The following is a 17,982-nucleotide window of genomic DNA, read 5'->3' on the forward strand; positions in this document are numbered from 1 at the left end:
TCCTATTCTGCTGCTTCGGCGACCGGCGCCGGCTTGAAATCTTCGCGGAAGTGGTTGATTGCGCTCATCACCGGATAAGGCGTGAAGCCACCCAGCGCGCAGAGCGAACCGAATTTCATCGTGTTGCAGAGGTCCGTCACCAGTTCGATCTGCTTGTCCGGCTCGATACCTCTGGCGATCTTGTCGATCGTCTCGACGCCGCGCGTCGAGCCGATGCGGCACGGCGTGCACTTGCCGCAGCTTTCGATGGCGCAGAACTCCATGGCGAAGCGCGCCTGCTTCAGCATGTCGGCGGTGTCATCGAACACGGTGATGCCGGCATGGCCGATCAGCCCGTCCTTGGCGGCGAAGGCTTCGTAGTCGAACGGCGTGTCGAACAGGCTGCGCGGAAAATAAGCGCCGAGCGGCCCGCCGACCTGCACCGCCTTGACCGGCCGCCCGGTCGCGGTGCCGCCGCCGATGTCGTCGACGATCTCGCCAAGCGTCATGCCGAACGCCGCCTCGAACAGGCCGCCATATCTGACATTGCCGGCGATCTGGATCGGAATGGTGCCGCGCGAGCGGCCCATGCCGAAATCCTTGTAGAAGGCAGCACCCTTGTCCATGATGACAGGCACCGAGGCCAGCGAGATGACGTTGTTGATCACCGTCGGCTTGCCGAACAGGCCCTGGATGGCCGGCAGTGGCGGCTTGGCGCGAACGACGCCGCGCTTGCCTTCGAGGCTGTTGAGCAGCGAGGTTTCCTCGCCGCAGACATAGGCGCCGGCGCCGACGCGGATTTCCATGTCGAAGGCGTTGGGCGAGCCCAGCACGTTGACGCCGAGCAGGCCGGCCTTGCGGGCGATCTCGACCGCCTTCTGCATAATCGCCACCGCATGCGGATATTCCGAGCGGATATAGACAAAACCCTTGGTCGCGCCGGTGGCGACACCGGCGATTGCCATTCCCTCGATCAGCACGAAGGGATCGCCCTCCATGATCATGCGGTCGGCGAAGGTGGCGCTGTCGCCCTCGTCGGCATTGCAGACGATGTACTTTTTGTCGGCGGTCGTATCGAGCACCGTCTTCCATTTGATGCCGGTCGGGAAGCCGGCGCCGCCGCGACCCCGCAAGCCCGACTCGGTGACCTGCTTGACGATTTCGGCCGGCGCCATAGCCACGGCGTTCTGCAGCCCCTTCAGCCCGCCATGCGCCTTGTAGTGATCGAGCGACAGTGGATTGATGACGCCGCAGCGCGCGAAGGTCAGCCGCGTCTGCCTGGCCAGGAACGGGATCTTGTCGGGCGCGCCCAGCCAGCGCTTGTGGTGACCGCCGGTGAGAAAGCCGCTGTCGAACAGGCCTTTGACATCGGAAGGCTTCACCGGCCCGTAGGCGACGCGGCCCTTGTCTGCCGTTGCCACTTCGACCATCGGCTCGAGGAAATAGGCGCCGCGCGAGCCATTGCGCACGATCTTGGCCTCGATGCCGCGATCGGCCAATTCCTTCTCAATCGCCTTGGCGACCTTTTCCGCACCGAGCGCCAGCGCGCCGGAATCGCCGGGAACGAAGATACGCGGGATCATGAGCGCACCTCGGCTACGATCTCGTCGAGTTTTTCGTCATCGAGCCGGCCGATCACCTCTCCGTCCAGCATCGCCGATGGCGCGCAGGCGCAAAGGCCGAGGCAATAGACCGGCTCCAGCGTCACCGAACCGTCGCGGGCCGTCTCGTGGAAGCCGATGCCCAGCAATTGCTTGAGCTTGGCGGCAATCGCGTCCGAGCCCATCGACTGGCAGGCTTCGGCCTGGCAGAGCTTCAGCACATGCCGGCCGGCCGGGCGGCTGCGGTAATCGTGGTAGAAGGTGACGACGCCGTGCACCTCCGCCTTGGAGATGTTCAGCGCTTCGGCGATGACCGGCAGCGCGTCCTGTGGCACATGGCCAAACTCTTCCTGGATGCCGTGGAGGATCGGCAACAGCGGGCCTTCGAGGCCCTTCAACTCCTGAACGATCGCCGCCGTGCGCGACGCGATCTCGGTACTTGCAGGCTGCATGATCATGCAGCGCCCTCCCTGGTCGTAGTAATCCGCTAAGTGCCTAGGAAATCGGAGGAAACCCGCCAAATCAATAAAGCTGATCCGTTGCTCGATAGAAATCTTCTATCGATGCCGTCCAGCCTGCAATCTCTAGCTCAGTGGCGGGCGCGGAAATCGTCTGCCAGCGCCATTGCCTCGTCCAGCAGCGCCGAGACCAGCGGGGTGTGCGGCTCGCGCAGCGTCGCCACCAGCCCGACGGTGTGGCTGGCGTCCGGCTCGACGATCGGAATGGCCCGGATCGGCTCGGAAAAGCCGAATGTTTCCGAGAGGTTGAGCGGCATGATCGACGACCATTTTCCGGTACGGATATGCGAGAACAGCACGATCATCGAATTGGATTCGAGTGTCGGCCGCACCTGCGTGCCGGCTTCGGCCAAATGCTGGTCGATGATGCGGCGGTTCTGCATGTCCGGCGTCAACAGGCAGAGCGGCAGCTGGCTGAGCTCCGCCCATGTCACTTTGTCGCGGTCGGAATAGGGGTTTCCGATCGCGGTGATCAGCTGATAGCGCTCGTCATAGAGCGGCACGCTGGTCACCCGCCCCAGCGGCTCGTTGTCGAGATAGGTGATGCCGGCGTCGATGTCGAAATTGCCGAGCAGCGACAGCACCTCGATCGAGGTGCGCGACAGCACCGAAAAGGTGACGCCGGGATGTTTTGCCCGAAAAGGTGTCGTCAGCCGCGCCACCATGGCCAGCGCCGTCGGGATGGCGGCGATGCGGATGCGCCCCGAAAGGCCGTGACGCGCCGCCCGCATCTCTTCGCGCATGGTGCGGGTATCGCCGACGATGCGGCGCGCCCACGCCAGCACCTGTTCTCCCTCCGGCGTCAGCCCCTGGAAGCGCGAGCCGCGCAGAACCAGCATCACGCCGAGCTGGCCCTCCAGCTGCTTGATGCCGGCCGAAAGCGTCGGCTGGGTGACGCCGCACACCTCCGCCGCCCGGCCGAAATGCTCCTCCCTGGCCAGCGCGATGAAGAATTCCAGCTTGTCGATCATGAGCGGACGCTACCCGGCCGAGTGAGGCTGCGCCAGATGCATGCTGTTTTTGCCTGGCGAATCCTCATTGCGGCCGAAGCTTCGCCGCCGTCCCAGTTTAGCTGTCTACAAGGTTCTACCTGTCGACCAGGTTCAGAATGTTGCCGTCAGGATCCTTGAACCATGCGACCTTCATGCCGTAGCCGACGTGGATGTCGCCTTCCAGCTTCAGGCCCGGCATCTCGTAGTGCTCGAAGACAACGCCCTTCGATTTCAGCGCCTTGACGATGGTGTCGATCTCGTCGCCGACCATCCAGGTCACCGCCGTCGCCTTGTTGGTTCCGGCGAACTGCGAGCGATAGACATTGATGCTGGTGTCGCCGCATTTGTAGACGATCAGTTCGTCCCCCTCGTTGTGAACCTCCGTCAGCCCCAGAACGTCTTCATAGAAGGCCTTGGCCTTGGCCAGGTCCTTCACCGCGAGATTGGCCGTTGCGTTGCTGTTTGCGAGCATGATTGGTCTCCTTTGCTTGCGGGCGAGCACGTCCGAAGCCTGCAAAGATAGGGCTGCTTCGTTTTCTGGCGACCGCAGCCTGTGCGACCGGCGTGCCTCTTCCCTAAAGACGTTTCGTCCTCTGCAAGACCGACAAACGGACGCAAGTCTTTGCAGCCACGCCCGTGCGTGTCGTTCCGCCGCTTGGTTCTGTTCGGGAACTGCACTATCTCAGGCGTAAAAGCAGAGGAAAAGCTGATGCCCGCCGTCCAGGAAAACGTCACCAAGGAAATCGTCATCGAGCGCCTGAAGACGGTCAACGGACCGGACTTCACCGGCAACATCGTCGACCTCGGCATGGTCTCCGAGATTTTCATTGCCGATGCCAAGGTTTTCTTTTCGATCACCGTGCCGGCTGCCCGGGCCCAGGAGATGGAGCCGCTGCGTGCCGCCGCCGAGCGTGTCGTCAAGGCGATCCCGGGTGTCGCCGGCGCTGTGGTCGCCCTGACGGCGGAAAAGAAGGGTGGCGGCATGGAAGCTCCGGTTCCGCAAAGGCCTGCCACCAGGCCCGTACCGCCGGCCGCACCCGCTGCCGCGCCGCGTCCGGCTCCGCACGCTCCGGCCTCGCACAGTCAGGGCAGGCGCGGCGTGCCCGGCATTGAGGCGATCATCGCTGTCGCTTCCGGCAAGGGCGGCGTCGGCAAGTCGACCACTGCCGTCAACATCGCGCTTGGCCTCGCCGCCAACGGCCTGAGGGTCGGCGTGCTCGACGCCGACATCTACGGCCCGTCGATGCCGCGGCTGCTCAACATCCATGGCCGGCCGCAGACCGTCGACGGCAAGGTCCTGAAGCCGATGGAGAACTACGGCCTGAAGGTCATGTCAATGGGCTTCCTCGTCGATGAGGAGACGCCGATGATCTGGCGCGGGCCGATGGTGATGTCGGCTTTGACGCAAATGCTGCGCGAGGTCGAGTGGGGTCCGCTCGACGTGCTCGTCGTCGACATGCCGCCCGGCACCGGCGACGCGCAGCTGACCATGGCCCAGCAGGTGCCGCTGGCCGGCGCCGTCATCGTCTCGACGCCGCAGGATCTGGCCCTGATCGATGCGCGAAAAGGCCTCAACATGTTCAGGAAGGTCGACGTGCCGGTGTTGGGCATCGTCGAGAATATGAGCTATTTCCTCGCCCCCGACACCGGCAAGCGCTACGACATCTTCGGCCATGGCGGCGCGCGCCGCGAGGCCGAGCGTCTCGGCGTCTCCTTCCTCGGCGAAGTGCCGCTCGAAATGGGCATCCGCGAAAGCTCGGACGCCGGCACGCCGGTGGTGGTCTCGAAGCCCGATAGCGCCGAGGCCAAGATCTACCGCGACATCGCCGCGAACGTCTGGGGCAGGGTCAAAGAAGAACGCGGCGTGGCCGAAGCCGCCGTGCCGAGCATCGTGTTTGAGTAATGCGGATATCCTCCCCCTTGAGGGGAGGGTGGCCCGCAGGGCCGGGGTGGGGTCGGTGGCGACGCACTCCACCTTTCTTGGTCAGCGCCAGTTATAGGTCGAGGCGGTTGAGGCGACCCCTCCCGCCGCGCTTCGCGCGGCACCCTCCCCTCAAGGGGGAGGGGAGCCGCCAACTTTCTCGCCAAAGCTCGAAAAAAACTGTCCGGCCAGTTTCTTCGATGTCGATTCGATCAGCCGGCTGCCGAGCTGGGCGATCTTGCCGCCGACATCGGCCTTGGCCGCATATCTGAGAATCGTCGCCTCCGGGCCATCGGCGGTCAGCGTCACATCGGCGCCGCCTTTGGCGAAGCCGGCGATGCCGCCCTTGCCCTCGCCCTGGATGGTGTAGGAATGCGGCGGGTTGAGATTCCTGAGCGTCACCTCGCCGTTGAACGTCGCCTTGATCGGGCCGATCTTGACCACCACGGTCGCCGCCATCTCGGTGTCCGACTTCTTCTCGAGGCTCTGGCAGCCCGGAATGGTCTGCCTCAGAACGTCCGGGTCGTTCAGCGCCTCCCACACCTTTTGCAAGGGTGCGGCGATGCGTTCCTCGCCTTCGATAACCAAAGCCATCAAAATCTCCCGGATACGAATTGACACCCCGATGCGGTCTAGCGTGGGGGTAAACACATGTCTATCGCACCAAAGTCCGGAATCGGATGGCGCGTGCCTCTTGCCTGCTCTCGCGCGTTGTCATATCGATTTGTCATACAAATACGGAGACCATGATGGCCGGCGCCCCCACGCAGAAAAAGAAATTTCGCTCGCAGGAGTGGTTCGACAATCCCGACAATCCGGGGATGACGGCGCTTTACCTCGAGCGCTACCTGAATTACGGGCTGACGCGTGCCGAACTGATGTCGGGCAAGCCGCTGATCGGCATCGCCCAGACAGGCTCGGATCTGTCGCCCTGCAACCGCCATCATCTCGAGCTGGCCAAGCGCGTGCGCGAGGGCATCGTCTCGATGGGCGGCATCCCTTTCGAGTTCCCGTGCCACCCGATCCAGGAGACGGGCAAACGCCCGACCGCCGCACTCGACCGCAACCTCGCCTATCTCGGCTTGGTCGAGGTGCTCTACGGCTATCCGCTTGACGGCGTCGTGCTCACCATCGGCTGCGACAAGACGACGCCGGCCCTGCTGATGGCCGCCGCCACCGTCAACATTCCGGCAATCGCGCTGTCGGTCGGCCCGATGCTCAACGGCTGGCACAAGGGCAAGCGCACCGGCTCCGGCACCATCGTCTGGGAATCGCGCCAGCGCCTGTCGGCCGGCGAGATCGGCTATGACGAGTTCATGGACATCGTCGCCTCCTCGGCGCCGTCCACCGGCTATTGCAACACAATGGGAACCGCAACCACCATGAACTCGTTGGCCGAGGCCCTCGGCATGCAGCTGCCGGGCTCGGCCGCCATTCCGGCGCCCTACCGCGAGCGCGGCCAGATCGCCTATGAGACGGGAAAACGCATCGTCGACATGGTGCATGAGGATCTAAAACCCTCCGACGTCATGACCCGCCAGGCCTTCGAGAACGCCATCGTTGTCAACTCGGCCATCGGCGGCTCGACCAACGCGCCGATCCACCTCAACGCCATCGCCCGCCATCTCGGCGTGCCGCTCGACAATGACGATTGGCAGACGGTCGGCCTGAAAGTGCCGCTCATCGTCAACCTGCAGCCGTCGGGCGAATATCTCGGCGAGGATTATCACCATGCCGGCGGTGTGCCGGCGGTGGTCGCCGAACTGATGAAGGCCGGGTTGCTGCCTCATCCCGACGCCATGACGGTCAACGGCAAGACGATCGGCGCCAATTGCAGCGGGGCCGTCAACGAGAATCTCGATGTTATCCGCACCGTCGCCGAGCCGCTGAAGGCCAATGCCGGCTTCATCAATCTTAGGGGTAATCTGTTCGATTCGGCGATCATGAAGACCAGCGGCATCTCGCCCGAATTCCGCGAGCGCTATCTATCGAACCCGAACGACCCCGAGGCCTTCGAGGGCAACGCCATGGTCTTCGACGGGCCAGAGGACTACCACGCCCGCATCGACGATCCGGCGCAAGGCATCGACGAGCACACCATCCTGTTCATGCGCGGCGCCGGCCCGATCGGTTATCCCGGCGGCGCCGAAGTCGTCAACATGCAGCCGCCGGCCCATCTCATCAAGAAGGGCATCCATGCGCTGGCCTGCATCGGCGACGGCCGCCAGTCGGGCACCTCGGGCTCGCCGTCGATCCTCAACGCCTCGCCCGAAGCCGCCATAGGCGGCGGGCTGGCGCTGTTGAAGACCGGCGACCGCGTCCGCATCGACCTGCGCAAGGGCACTGCCGACATTCTCGTCACCGATGACGAGATTACGCGCCGGCGCGCCGAGCTGCAGAACAATGGCGGCTATCGCTACCCCGAGCACCAGACGCCGTGGCAGGAAATCCAGCGCGGCATGGTCGACCAGTTTTCCGAAGGAATGGTGTTGAAGCCGGCGGTGAAATACCAGGATGTGGCACACACTCGCGGCGTGCCGCGGGACAATCACTGAACGCCTCTTTTCTTGCCTTCTCCCCTTGTGGGAGAAGGTGTCGCCGAAGGCGACGGATGAGGGGTGCTCCAGCTTGGCACCGACGCACTCCGTCCAGCACCCCTCATCCGGCTCGTCGCTGCGCGCCGATCCACCTTCTCCCACAAGGGGAGAAGGAAGAGCGCCAAGCCGCACCCAAGCGCCTATAAATAGCCAACAATCTCCGGCGTCTGGTCCTGTCTGTCGCGCTTGCCGTCCTCGTAGACGATTGGGGCTGCGGCGAGTTCCTCTTCGGTGACGTCGTCGAGGCAGGCGACGTTCACCGCCCAGAAATTCCCGCCCATGAAATCCAGATAGCCGCGCGAGAGAAAATTCGCGCCGCAGTTCGGGCACATATAGTGGTTGATGTCGCCTTCCGGCCAGTTCGACGGCGTCGCCTTGTACTCCCGCATCCGGTCGCGGCCGTCCGTCACCCGCACGGCCTCATAGGCGGCAAAGGATTTCCGGTAGCCGAGTTTCCAGCAGAAGCTGCAATTGCATTTGCGGATGCCCTCAGCGAGGTCGATTTCGGCTTCGAAACGCACTGCACCGCAATGGCAGCTGCCGTGATAGGTCTTTTTCATGGGTTTCCTCCCAAACATGTCCTGGCTCCGCTGCCCGCCGGAGCCAGAGCATCCTTTGCTCCAGGCATGGCGCTTGACAAGCGGGCGCGACAAATCCACGATCATGGCAAGGGGTGCATCGCGACGACCCCGTGAGGCGTCAGCCCAACGTTCGCGTCCAAGCTTCTCTCTCAAGGAGGTGGACGCCATGCCGTCGACAACCGCTATCACCGTATCGCAACTGTCCCGTCTGATTGGTCTGCCGGGCGCGCCCGCGATCATCGATATTCGCATCGAAGAGGATTACAGCGCCGATCCGCGCCTGCTGCCGGCCTCAAACCGGCGTGATTTCAAAACCGTCTCGACCTGGGCATCCGAATTCGCCGGCAGCCGAGTGACGGTCGTCTGCCAAAAAGGGCAAAAGCTCTCGCAAGGCGTGGCCGCATGGCTGCGGCATGAAGGCATTGCCGCCGAATCCCTCGAAAGCGGGTTCGAGGCCTGGCGCGATGCCAAGGGGCCTTTGATCGATGCCGGCAAGATACCAACCCGCGACGAAAGGGGCCGCACCGTGTGGGTGACGCGGAGCCGCCCGAAGGTCGATCGCATCGCCTGCCCCTGGCTGATCAGGCGCTTCATCGATTCGGGCGCGGTCTTCCTCTTTGTCGAGGCGGCCGAAGTGTCGGCCGTTGCGGACCGCTTTCAGGCCGTGCCTTTCGACATCGACAATGTGTTCTGGACTCACCGGGACGAACGCTGCACCTTCGACACGATGATCGAAGAGTTCGGGCTCGAATCCGAGGCGCTCGACCGCCTGGCCATGATCGTGCGCGCCGCCGATACCGCACGCCTCGATTTGGTTCCCCAGGCAGCCGGATTCCTGGCCGCCTCGCTTGGCCTGTCGCGGATGTTTCGCGACGATCTGGAACAGCTGGAGGCAGGCATGCTGCTCTACGACGCGTTTTTCCGATGGTGCCGCGATGCCACCGAGGAGACGCACAATTGGCCAAGCGCGAGCAAGCCATCATGAGCGCCCCGGCTTCTGACAAAACGGGGGCTTCTGACAAAACGGGGGCTTTGGGAAAAACGGCCGAGATCGTCGAAGCGCCGGCTGCGCCAAGCTTCCGTGAAGGCGTAAAACTCTGGGCGAAAATCGGCCTGCTCAGCTTCGGCGGGCCGGCCGGCCAGATCGCGCTCATGCACAGGGAATTGGTCGAGGAACGGCGTTGGATCGGCGAGCAACGTTTCCTGCATGCGTTGAACTACTGCATGCTGCTGCCCGGCCCTGAAGCCCAGCAACTCGCCATCTATATCGGCTGGCTGCTGCACCGGACGATCGGCGGCCTGGTCGCCGGCATCCTGTTCGTCGCGCCGGGCGCGCTTGTGATGCTCACCTTGAGCATCCTCTATGCGCTGTATGGCGACGCTCCGCTCGTCGAGGCACTGTTTTTCGGGGTAAAGGCGGCCGTGCTCGCCATCGTGATCGAGGCGATGATCCGGATCGGACGTCGTGCCCTGAAGAACCGGGTCATGGTTTCGATCGCGCTCGCCGCCTTCATCGCCATCTATGCATTGAACATGCCGTTTCCGCTCATCGTCCTGCTTGCCGGCCTGGCGGGCTGGATTGGCAATCGTGTTGCGCCGGCGCTTTTTTCCGGCGCGGCGCACGGCAAGGACGCGGTTCCCGACATCAAGGGCGCGGTCGACCTGATGTTCGAGCGCGGCGAGCTGGCCCACGTCAGGCCGACGCGATGGCATGCGCCGCGCACCGTCGCGATCTGGCTGCCGATCTGGCTCGGGCCGGTGCTGCTGATCTGGGCGTTCACCGGATCCGCCAGCGTGTGGACGCAGATCGGCGGCTTCTTCAGCGTCATGGCGGTCGTCACCTTCGGCGGCGCCTACGCAGTCCTTGCCTATGTCGCGCAGGCAGCGGTCGAGTCCTTCGGCTGGCTCGCACCCGGTGAGATGGTCGATGGCCTCGGGCTTGCCGAAACCACGCCGGGTCCACTCATACTCGTCCTGCAGTTCGTCGGCTTTCTGGCCGCGTTCCGCCAATCCGGATCGTTGAGCCCGCTGCTTGCCGGATCGCTTGGGGCGATGCTCACCCTGTGGGCGACGTTCACGCCTTGCTTCTTCTGGATATTCCTCGGCGCGCCCTATATCGAATCCCTGCGCGACAACAAGGCGCTGTCGGCGGCGCTGGGCGCGATCACCGCCGCCGTCGTCGGCGTCATCATGAATCTCGCTCTGTGGTTCGGCTTGCACGTCATCTTCGGCGAGGTGCGCAACGTCGGGCTTGGCATGGACGTGCCGGTGTTCTCGTCCATCGACTGGGGTGCGGCGCTGCTGTCGTGTGCTGCAATGATCGCCATCCTGAAGCTGAAGATCGGCATGCTGCCGACGCTGGCGGGATCGGCCCTCGCCGGTATTTTGTTGCTGGCGGCGAGCGGTTAGCGGCTGCCTGCGGCGGGCTTCGCTGCGGTCGGGCATTCGGACAGGAACATCATGGCGAAACGGCGCTCCTCCCTGGGCTTCCTTGGAATGTTCGGCCGTTCAGGCGACCTCCGGCAACTCGACGCCGCGTTGCGCGGCGTCGACCTTCATCCCGCCCTTGTGCCGGAAGGAGCAAAGCTCACCATCGTCAATCTGATGAAGGACCACTGGTCCGACGAGCCGCCGCCACAGGCCTATCCGCCGGTGGCGCAGCTGCTTGGCTATTGTATTGCCGGGCCGGAAGCATTCGAGCAATCCAACGGCCTTCGACATAGGCTGGATGCGGAGCGCCGGCTCGAGGCGGCACTTGAGGCCGGCGACAGCTTCGATGCGCAAATCATACTGATGACGCTGCATGCCAGGCTGATCAGTGGCGAGGTCGTCGAGCGCTACGGGTTGAGCGCCGACTAGACCATGATCCCGAAACGTGGAACCCGGTTTTCGGAAAAGATCATGGTCAAACAAAGAGGTAGAGCCCCATCCCGATTTTGTCGGGATGGATTAGGCTCTGACCGTTTTGACGGGAACCGTCTTCAGCCGCCCATGCCGCTGCGCGGCAGTTGGATCAGATTGCCGAAGCGGGCCCGCAACTTGTCGTCGACCGGCCTGGGCACATGGCGCGGGAAGCGCTCGGCGAGGATGCGGTTCTTCTCGATGATCGCCCGCTGCAGGATGTCAGGCCTGCCTTTCTCGTTCCATTCCTTCGGCGAAAAGCGGTCGCCGACCGCCGGATAGAAATATTCCGTCTGCATCAGCCGCAGTGTCTGCTCGTTGCCGAGGTAATGACCCGGCCCCTTCAGGCAGACGTCGGCGATGGTGTCTATCGACAGCGACTCATCGGTCACCTCGATGCCGCGCACGCAGCGCAGGCAATGGCCCAGCATGTCGTTGTCGATGATCAGGCTTTCCAGGCAAAAGCCGAGCAGCGAGGCGTGCATGCCGGCCGATTCGTAGACGAGGTTGAGGCCGGCAAGGCCGGCCATTACGTCAGTGATGCCCTTTTCGTAACCGGACTGAATGTCGGGCAGTTTCGAATCCGTCATGCCGGCGGCCGAACCGCCGGGCAGGTCGTAGAATTGCGCCATCTGGGCGCAGGCAGCGGTCAGCACCGCTTGCTCGGCCGAGCCGCCGGACATGGCGCCGGTCCTGAGGTCGGAGACGAACGGCCAGGTGCCGAAGATCGCCGGATGCCCGGGTTTGATGGCGTTGACATAGACGAGGCCGGCGAGCACCTCGGCCACCGCTTGCACCACCGCACCGGCGATCGCCGCCGGCGCCGTGGCGCCCGCCTGGCCGGCCGACAGCAGCAGGATCGGAATGCCGCCTTCGACGCAGGCCTCGAGCACGCCGCAGGCATCCTCGGCAAACTTCATCGGCGGCACGACAAAACAGTTCGAATTGGAGACGAAAGGCCGGGCGCGAAAATTCTCTTCGCCGCCGGCAATCGCGTAAAGCATGTCGAGCGCCGGCTTGACGTTCTCGCGCACCGTGAAGGATGTGCCGACATGCTTCGACGTGCCCATCACGCAGGCGTAAAGCGTGTTGAAATCCATGTCGAGCGGATCGGGGATGTCGCGCGGCACCATCGGCCGCTGGAAGAAATGGATGTTGTCGAGCCCTTCGACGATCCGGGCGGCGTCATAGATGTCCTGCAGCAGCGACTCGCGATAACAGCGCTTCTCGACGTCGACCAGGTGCACGGCGGCGCCCGCCGTGCCGTAATGCACGCGCTTGCCCTGGATCAGCATGTCGTGCTTGGGATCCTGGCCGTGCAGGGTGAAATGGCGTGCCGCCTTCTTGACGGTGTCGAGGACGAGCGCGCGCGGAAAAAGGATGCGGCCGTCCTCGCTGAGCGTGGCGCCGGCCCTGGTCAGCGCCTCGATGCACGATGGGATGGCATTGGCGAAGCCGACCGTTTCAAGCAGCGTCAGCACCGCTTCGTGAATGCGCTCGCGGTCGTTTTCGCTGAGTGGCCCGTAGCTTCCGCCTTCGAGGCCGGCGCGCACCGGCTTGATATCGTCGGCAAGGGGTGCTGCCCGCATGGCGCGACGTGCTTCGCGCCCGCCGGAACGCCGCGAACGCTGGTCCGAGGGCGTATCCGGCTTCTCAACAGCCACTGACATGGGAGGCACTCCACCTTTAGCTGCGAAGCGGGCGGCGGTGGTTGGTCCACCAGGTGGTTGGTCCACCATCGTCCGCTTCGTCCCCCTTAGAGCGCCGCGCGTCCACTTGGACGCGCAAAGGACGCTCTAACACTTTCTTGCTTGCGCATGATCCTTTCCGGAAACCGAAGATTGGTTTCCGGGTCATGCGCTATGCCTCGAACTATGCCGCCGGCATTGGCACAGCCTATAAGCCAGACGGTTCCGTCGCATATGCCAGGGGGCTAAACAACGGTGGCCGGTCACGGCCCCGACGAGGCATCAGGCGGCGGCCGGCCTGCGCCCGGCCGCCGTCGCCAGTTCGCGGATGCCGGGCTCGATGTGCTGCAGCGCAATCGAGGAGATGCCCAGCCGCATGAAGCGTGACGGCTTTTCGGTGCGGTCGAAGAAGCGGTCGCCGGGCTCGATGATGACACTGCGCGAGGCGGCGGCCTCGGCCAGCCCGCGCGAATCGGTGCCGCGCGGCCCTTCGAGCCAGAGCGACGCGCCACCGGCGGAATCGGTCGAGCGCCACTCCGGCAGGAAGGCGGAAATCGCATGGATCAGACGCTTGCGCCGTTCGTCGAAGGCACTCGACAGCCGCCGCACCAGCGCCTCGTGATGGCCAAGCGACAGGAACAGCGCGACCGCGCGCTGGTTGTTGGCCGGCGGATGACGCAGCATGAAGCGACGCAGCGCGCGAAGCTCGGAGATCAGCCCGGCCGAGGCGACGATGTAGCCGAGCCGCAGACCCGGAGCCAGCGTCTTCGACATCGAGCCGACATAGATGACGCGGCCGGAACGGTCGAGGCTCTTCAGCGCCTGCTGCGGCGCCTCGTCCAGAAGCTGGCTGTCATAGCCGTCCTCGATGATGATCTGGTTGTGGCGGTTGGCGCGCGCCAGCAAATCCTGCCGGCGCTCCGCCGACAGCGGCACCATGGTCGGGCAATGGTGGCTGGGCGTCACGAAGACGAAGCCGGAATCGTTGGGAATAGAAGCGGTTACAATGCCGGAATGGTCGACCGGGACCGGTGCGACGTCGGCACCCGCCAGCCGGAAGATCGAGCGTGCGTCGGGATAGCCGGGGTCTTCCATGGCCACCTTGGAGCCCTTGGTCATCAGCAATGTCGCCAGCATGTAGAGCGCGTTCTGCGCGCCGAGCGTGACGATGATCTCATCGGGATTGGCGAAGATGCCGCGCCGCGGCAACAGCCGCGCCTGGATCTGCTCGATCAAAAGCGGATCGTCGCGGTCAACCATGTCGGACGCCCAATTGCGGATCTCGAGCACGGCGAGCGCCATGCGGTTGCACTCGCGCCACTCGGCGGTCGGGAACAGTGCCGGATCGAACTGGCCGTAGACGAAGGGGTAGGACGACTTGATCCAGTTGTCGTGCTTGGCCGGCGGCGGCATGTCGCTGGCCGCGATCTGCCGGCGCGCCTTCCAGTCGATCTCATTGGCCTGGTCTGGCGCCTTCTGGTGCGGTTTGGCAGGCGTCGCCAGCACGTCCGGATTGACGAAATGGCCGCGCCGTTCGCGCGCCACCAGGAACCCCTGGTCGACGAGCTGCTGGAAGGCCAGCACCACGGTGCCGCGCGCCACGCCGAGTTTCTCGGCCAGGATCCGGCAGGACGGAAGCGGCATCGAGGCGGCGATTTGCCGGTCGAGGATGGCGGCGACGATCGCTTGGCGGATCTGCGCCTGCAGGGTCTGGCCGGATTCCGCCGAAATCCGGAACAGGCCGGACCATATGGCCGTGTCGTTTCGCTGTGGCATGGGAGATGTTCCTCGATGGCCAGCCTTTTTCACCTGGCTGGACCAGTCGAATGTACCGGTGGCACAAGCTGTTGCGCCAATCAATTTTTCTGATCGCTGGGATTTACGCCAGTGATCCTTCCCAAGGGTGACGCAAAGCGTCATCCCGCTGGTGACGCGTCGCGTCATCGCTGCCTGACGCAACGCGTCATCGCGGCGCATTGAAACCAGTCGATTTCGGCTAGATAGTTCGCCGCGACGACACGCGCCGGAAACACCCGGTCTGTTATGTTGGCATTTCAAGGCTCGGAGTGAGGCAGTGGATCAATCGTCCTTTCAGAAACAGCTCGACGCCCTGCGCGATCACCGTGCGGCCAAATCGGGCAGCATGCGCGAGGCTTTCGCCGCCGATCCGCAGCGCTTCGAAAAATTCTCCGCCACCGACGGCGACCTGCTGCTCGACTGGTCGAAATGCGCGGTCGATGCGCAGACGATGGATCTGCTCGAGAAGCTGGCGGCAGCCGCCAATCTCGAAGGCCGGCGCGCCGCGATGTTCTCGGGCAAGAAGATCAACGTCACCGAAGGCCGCGCCGTGCTGCACACCGCGCTGCGCAACCTGAACGGCAAGGGTATCGTGCTCGACGGCCAGGACGTGAAGGCGGAGGTTGTCGCCGTACTCGATGCGATGGGCGGCTTCGCCGATGCTGTGCGCTCCGGCAAGGCGGCCGGCGCCTCCGGCAAGAAGATCACCGACATCGTCAACATCGGCATCGGCGGTTCCGACCTTGGCCCGGCCATGGCGACGCTGGCGCTGGCGCCCTATCACGACGGGCCGCGCACGCATTACGTGTCCAACATCGACGGCGCCCATATCCACGACACGCTGAAGGGCCTCTCCGCCGAAACCACGCTGTTCATCGTTGCTTCCAAGACCTTCACTACGATCGAGACGATGACCAATGCCGAGACGGCGCGCGAATGGGTGCAGAAGGCGCTCGGCAAGGAAGCGGTCGGCAAGCATTTCGCCGCCGTCTCGACGGCGCTCGACCTGGTGGCCAAGTTCGGCATTGCGTCCGACCGCGTCTTCGGCTTCTGGGACTGGGTCGGCGGACGCTATTCGGTGTGGGGCGCGATCGGCCTGCCGGTGATGATCGCCGTCGGCCCGAAGAATTTTCGCGCCTTTCTCGATGGCGCGCATGCGATGGACGAACATTTCCAGACGGCGCCGCTGGCCAGCAACCTGCCGGCGCTGATGGGGCTGATCGGCTGGTGGCACCGGGTGATCTGTCAATACCCCGCCCGCGCCGTCATTCCCTACGACCAGCGCCTGTCCAGGCTGCCGGCCTATCTGCAGCAGCTCGACATGGAATCGAACGGCAAGAGCGTCACCCTCGACGGCGGCGCTGTCACCACGCCGACCGGCCCGCTGGTCTGGGGCGAGCCGGGCACCAACGGCCAGCACGCCTTCTTCCAGCTGCTGCACCAGGGCACCGATTTCATTCCGGTCGAATTCCTCGCCGCAGCCATCGGCCATGAGCCGGATCTCAAGCATCACCACGACCTGTTGCTCGCCAACTGCCTGGCGCAGTCGGAGGCGTTCATGAAGGGTCGCACGCTGGAGCAAGCGCGTGCGCAGATGCTGGCAAAGGGCATGGCGCCCGCCGAGGTCGACAGGATCGCCCCGCATCGCGTCTTCTCCGGCAACCGGCCCTCGGTGACGATCCTCTACAGACAACTCGATCCGCATACGTTCGGACGGCTGATCGCGCTCTATGAGCACCGCGTCTTCGTCGAGGGCACGCTCTTCAACATCAATTCCTTCGACCAATGGGGCGTCGAGCTGGGTAAGGAACTGGCGACCGGGCTGCTGCCCGTCGTGGAAGGCAAGGAGAATGCCGCAAAGCGGGACGCTTCGACTGCCGGACTGGTGGGACACATCCATCGATTGCGCGGATCGGAGTAAGCGGCTTGGCCGAGATCAAAGGGATATTGTTCGACAAGGACGGCACCCTTGTCGACTTCAACGCGACGTGGCTCGGCGTTGCCGATTTCATGGCGATGGATGCGGCGGAGGGCGACCGCTGGAAGGCCGACAGGCTGCTTGCCGCGGCGGGCTACGATTTCGCCACCAAACGCTTCAAGCCCGATTCCATCTTTGCCTCCGGCACCAACATGGATGTCGTCGAGCTTTGGTTTCCGCGACTGTCGGATGAAGACCAGATGCTTGCCGTCGCCCGCTTCAACGAGATCACGTCGGTGCAGGGCTCGTCGATGGCGGTGGCGCTGCCGGGCATCGTCGAGACGCTTGGCGTTCTTCACAGGAAATCCTACCGGCTCGGCGTCGCCACCAACGATTCGACCACTGGCGCGGAGAAGACACTGCTCACGCTGGGCGTCGCGCAGCTGTTCGATGCCGCCTATGGTTACGACGCGGTGGCCAATCCGAAACCGGCGCCCGACACGATCCTCGCCTTCTCGGACCTGACCGGCCTGAGGCCTGCCGCGATCGCCGTGGTCGGCGACAATCGCCACGATCTGGAGATGGCGCGGGCCGGCGGCTGCGGTCTGGCGATCGGCGTGCTTTCCGGCACCGGCACGCGGGAATCGCTGTCGCAGATCGCCGATGTCATTCTGGATTCGGTTGCCGATCTGCCCGACTTTCTTTCGGCAAGGGTCAAGGAGACGATCTGAACTCGCCTCCGAGTTGCTCCGGCTCGAATGAGAAGACGCCGCTCGGCTTCGTCGCCGCGCCTTTTGCCTGGCCGACATCCGGCACCTGGTATTCGGCCAACTGGCGAAGCCGCGAGCGGGGCAAGTAGGCGCGGCCCGGATCGCCGATCAGCACATTGATGCCGGCGGCCAGGCAGCGGTCGAGGAAGGGGATGACCCGGTCGGCGAGATCTTGCCGGTAAAACAAGTCGCCGGCTGCCACGACGTCCACCGGCGGCGGCGGCCCAGCGGTGATATCCCCGCAGACGACCGCGATTGCGACGCCGTTCGCCGCCGCATTGAGACCGAGCGCGGCGACGCCGTTGCGGTCGATCTCGGATGCAATCACTTCGCTGGCGCCGGCCCTAGCCGCGGCGATACCGACGAGGCCAGACCCGGCGCCGAGATCGAGCACGCGAAGCCCAGCTACCGTCTCCGGCCGATCGAGGATGTAGCGGGCAAGCACCGCGCCGCCGGCCCAGGCATAGGCCCAGTAAGGAGGCTGCGGCTCGGGGCCATCCTCGTCGGCTTCGTTTGCTTCTTCTTCCGGCTCGGCTGCTCGCCCTTGTGGACGCGTCAGCCGCCACAGTCCGCTCGCTGGATGGGCTGCATAAAGCCGGATTTCGGGAAGCGCGGCAACAGGGGCGATACGCATGTTCGCCTTGATGAACGTTAGCGGATCGGGACGGGAAAGCGTATCCGCCGCGTCATCGACAGTAAGGCTATCGGCCAAAATTGTC

Annotated in this window: 16 protein-coding genes; 7 read left to right on the plus strand and 9 right to left on the minus strand. The window is 64.3% G+C overall.

Translation table 11 applies throughout. The features are described 5' to 3' along the window. Window positions 1–2: 2 nt before the first annotated feature. The 4 genes from BLT09_RS11080 to BLT09_RS11095 all read right to left on the minus strand — a co-directional run bounded on the left by BLT09_RS11080 (window position 3) and on the right by BLT09_RS11095 (window position 3,562). Complete coding sequence (locus BLT09_RS11080) at window positions 3–1,562, minus strand: formate dehydrogenase beta subunit (protein WP_091592908.1); 1,560 nt, start codon at window positions 1,560–1,562, stop codon at window positions 3–5. Then, a complete protein-coding gene (locus tag BLT09_RS11085) occupies window positions 1,559–2,038 on the minus strand; it encodes a formate dehydrogenase subunit gamma (RefSeq protein WP_091592910.1) in 480 nt (159 codons plus the stop codon). The genes BLT09_RS11080 and BLT09_RS11085 overlap by 4 nt, the downstream gene beginning before the upstream one ends. A gap of 131 nt (window positions 2,039–2,169) precedes the next feature. After that, window positions 2,170–3,069: a LysR family transcriptional regulator gene (locus tag BLT09_RS11090; protein ID WP_027151624.1), complete on the minus strand. Its 900-nt coding sequence runs from the start codon at window positions 3,067–3,069 to the stop codon at window positions 2,170–2,172. Window positions 3,070–3,184: 115 nt separating this feature from the next. Then, a complete protein-coding gene (locus BLT09_RS11095; RefSeq protein WP_091592913.1) occupies window positions 3,185–3,562 on the minus strand; it encodes a VOC family protein in 378 nt (125 codons plus the stop codon). Between the two features lie 237 nt (window positions 3,563–3,799). On the opposite strand from BLT09_RS11095, the gene BLT09_RS11100 reads away from it, so the two are divergent. Next, complete coding sequence (locus BLT09_RS11100; protein ID WP_091592915.1) at window positions 3,800–4,993, plus strand: Mrp/NBP35 family ATP-binding protein; 1,194 nt, start codon at window positions 3,800–3,802, stop codon at window positions 4,991–4,993. Window positions 4,994–5,143: 150 nt separating this feature from the next. Here the strand turns inward: BLT09_RS11100 and BLT09_RS11105 are convergent, their stop codons facing one another. Next, window positions 5,144–5,605, minus strand: a complete 462-nt coding sequence (locus BLT09_RS11105) for an SRPBCC family protein (RefSeq protein ID WP_091592917.1) — start codon at window positions 5,603–5,605, stop codon at window positions 5,144–5,146. Between the two features lie 155 nt (window positions 5,606–5,760). Here BLT09_RS11105 and BLT09_RS11110 point away from each other — a divergent pair, with 155 nt between their 5' ends. Beyond that, a complete protein-coding gene (locus tag BLT09_RS11110) occupies window positions 5,761–7,566 on the plus strand; it encodes an IlvD/Edd family dehydratase (RefSeq protein WP_091593020.1) in 1,806 nt (601 codons plus the stop codon). A 182-nt stretch (window positions 7,567–7,748) separates the two neighbouring features. Here BLT09_RS11110 and BLT09_RS11115 read toward each other — a convergent pair whose 3' ends face one another. After that, a complete protein-coding gene (locus BLT09_RS11115; protein WP_091593022.1) occupies window positions 7,749–8,168 on the minus strand; it encodes a GFA family protein in 420 nt (139 codons plus the stop codon). A gap of 187 nt (window positions 8,169–8,355) precedes the next feature. Here BLT09_RS11115 and BLT09_RS11120 point away from each other — a divergent pair, with 187 nt between their 5' ends. From BLT09_RS11120 to BLT09_RS11130, 3 genes are read left to right on the plus strand one after another with little or no spacing between them, the layout of a single operon-like run. After that, window positions 8,356–9,174 (plus strand): chromate resistance protein ChrB domain-containing protein, encoded by an 819-nt coding sequence (locus tag BLT09_RS11120; RefSeq protein ID WP_091592919.1) that lies wholly within the window; start codon window positions 8,356–8,358, stop codon window positions 9,172–9,174. Further along, window positions 9,171–10,598 carry a chromate efflux transporter gene (gene chrA, locus BLT09_RS11125; RefSeq protein ID WP_091593023.1) on the plus strand — a complete coding sequence of 476 codons (1,428 nt, stop codon included), beginning with the start codon at window positions 9,171–9,173 and terminating at the stop codon, window positions 10,596–10,598. The genes BLT09_RS11120 and chrA overlap by 4 nt, the downstream gene beginning before the upstream one ends. Window positions 10,599–10,649: 51 nt before the next feature. Continuing rightward, entirely contained in the window at window positions 10,650–11,048 is a 399-nt protein-coding gene (locus BLT09_RS11130) for a hypothetical protein (protein WP_091592921.1), read from the plus strand. A gap of 122 nt (window positions 11,049–11,170) precedes the next feature. Here BLT09_RS11130 and BLT09_RS11135 read toward each other — a convergent pair whose 3' ends face one another. Continuing rightward, on the minus strand, window positions 11,171–12,760 hold the full coding sequence (locus BLT09_RS11135; protein ID WP_091592922.1) for a trimethylamine methyltransferase family protein: 1,590 nt from the start codon (window positions 12,758–12,760) through the stop codon (window positions 11,171–11,173). A gap of 300 nt (window positions 12,761–13,060) precedes the next feature. Continuing rightward, window positions 13,061–14,554 (minus strand): MocR-like pyridoxine biosynthesis transcription factor PdxR, encoded by a 1,494-nt coding sequence (gene pdxR, locus BLT09_RS11140; RefSeq protein ID WP_023802891.1) that lies wholly within the window; start codon window positions 14,552–14,554, stop codon window positions 13,061–13,063. A gap of 298 nt (window positions 14,555–14,852) precedes the next feature. On the opposite strand from pdxR, the gene pgi reads away from it, so the two are divergent. Together pgi and BLT09_RS11150 are read left to right on the plus strand one after the other, a co-directional pair. Next, entirely contained in the window at window positions 14,853–16,496 is a 1,644-nt protein-coding gene (gene pgi / locus BLT09_RS11145; protein WP_091592924.1) for a glucose-6-phosphate isomerase, read from the plus strand. 5 nt (window positions 16,497–16,501) lie between these two features. Then, a complete protein-coding gene (locus BLT09_RS11150) occupies window positions 16,502–17,224 on the plus strand; it encodes an HAD family hydrolase (RefSeq protein ID WP_091592927.1) in 723 nt (240 codons plus the stop codon). Here BLT09_RS11150 and BLT09_RS11155 read toward each other — a convergent pair. Beyond that, on the minus strand, window positions 17,208–17,975 hold the full coding sequence (locus BLT09_RS11155) for a class I SAM-dependent methyltransferase (RefSeq protein ID WP_413468444.1): 768 nt from the start codon (window positions 17,973–17,975) through the stop codon (window positions 17,208–17,210). The two genes, BLT09_RS11150 and BLT09_RS11155, sit on opposite strands and share 17 nt — an antisense overlap. Between the last annotated feature and the right edge of the window lie 7 nt (window positions 17,976–17,982).

The sequence above is a fragment of the Mesorhizobium muleiense genome, from assembly GCF_900099905.1.
Lineage (GTDB): Bacteria > Pseudomonadota > Alphaproteobacteria > Rhizobiales > Rhizobiaceae > Mesorhizobium > Mesorhizobium muleiense.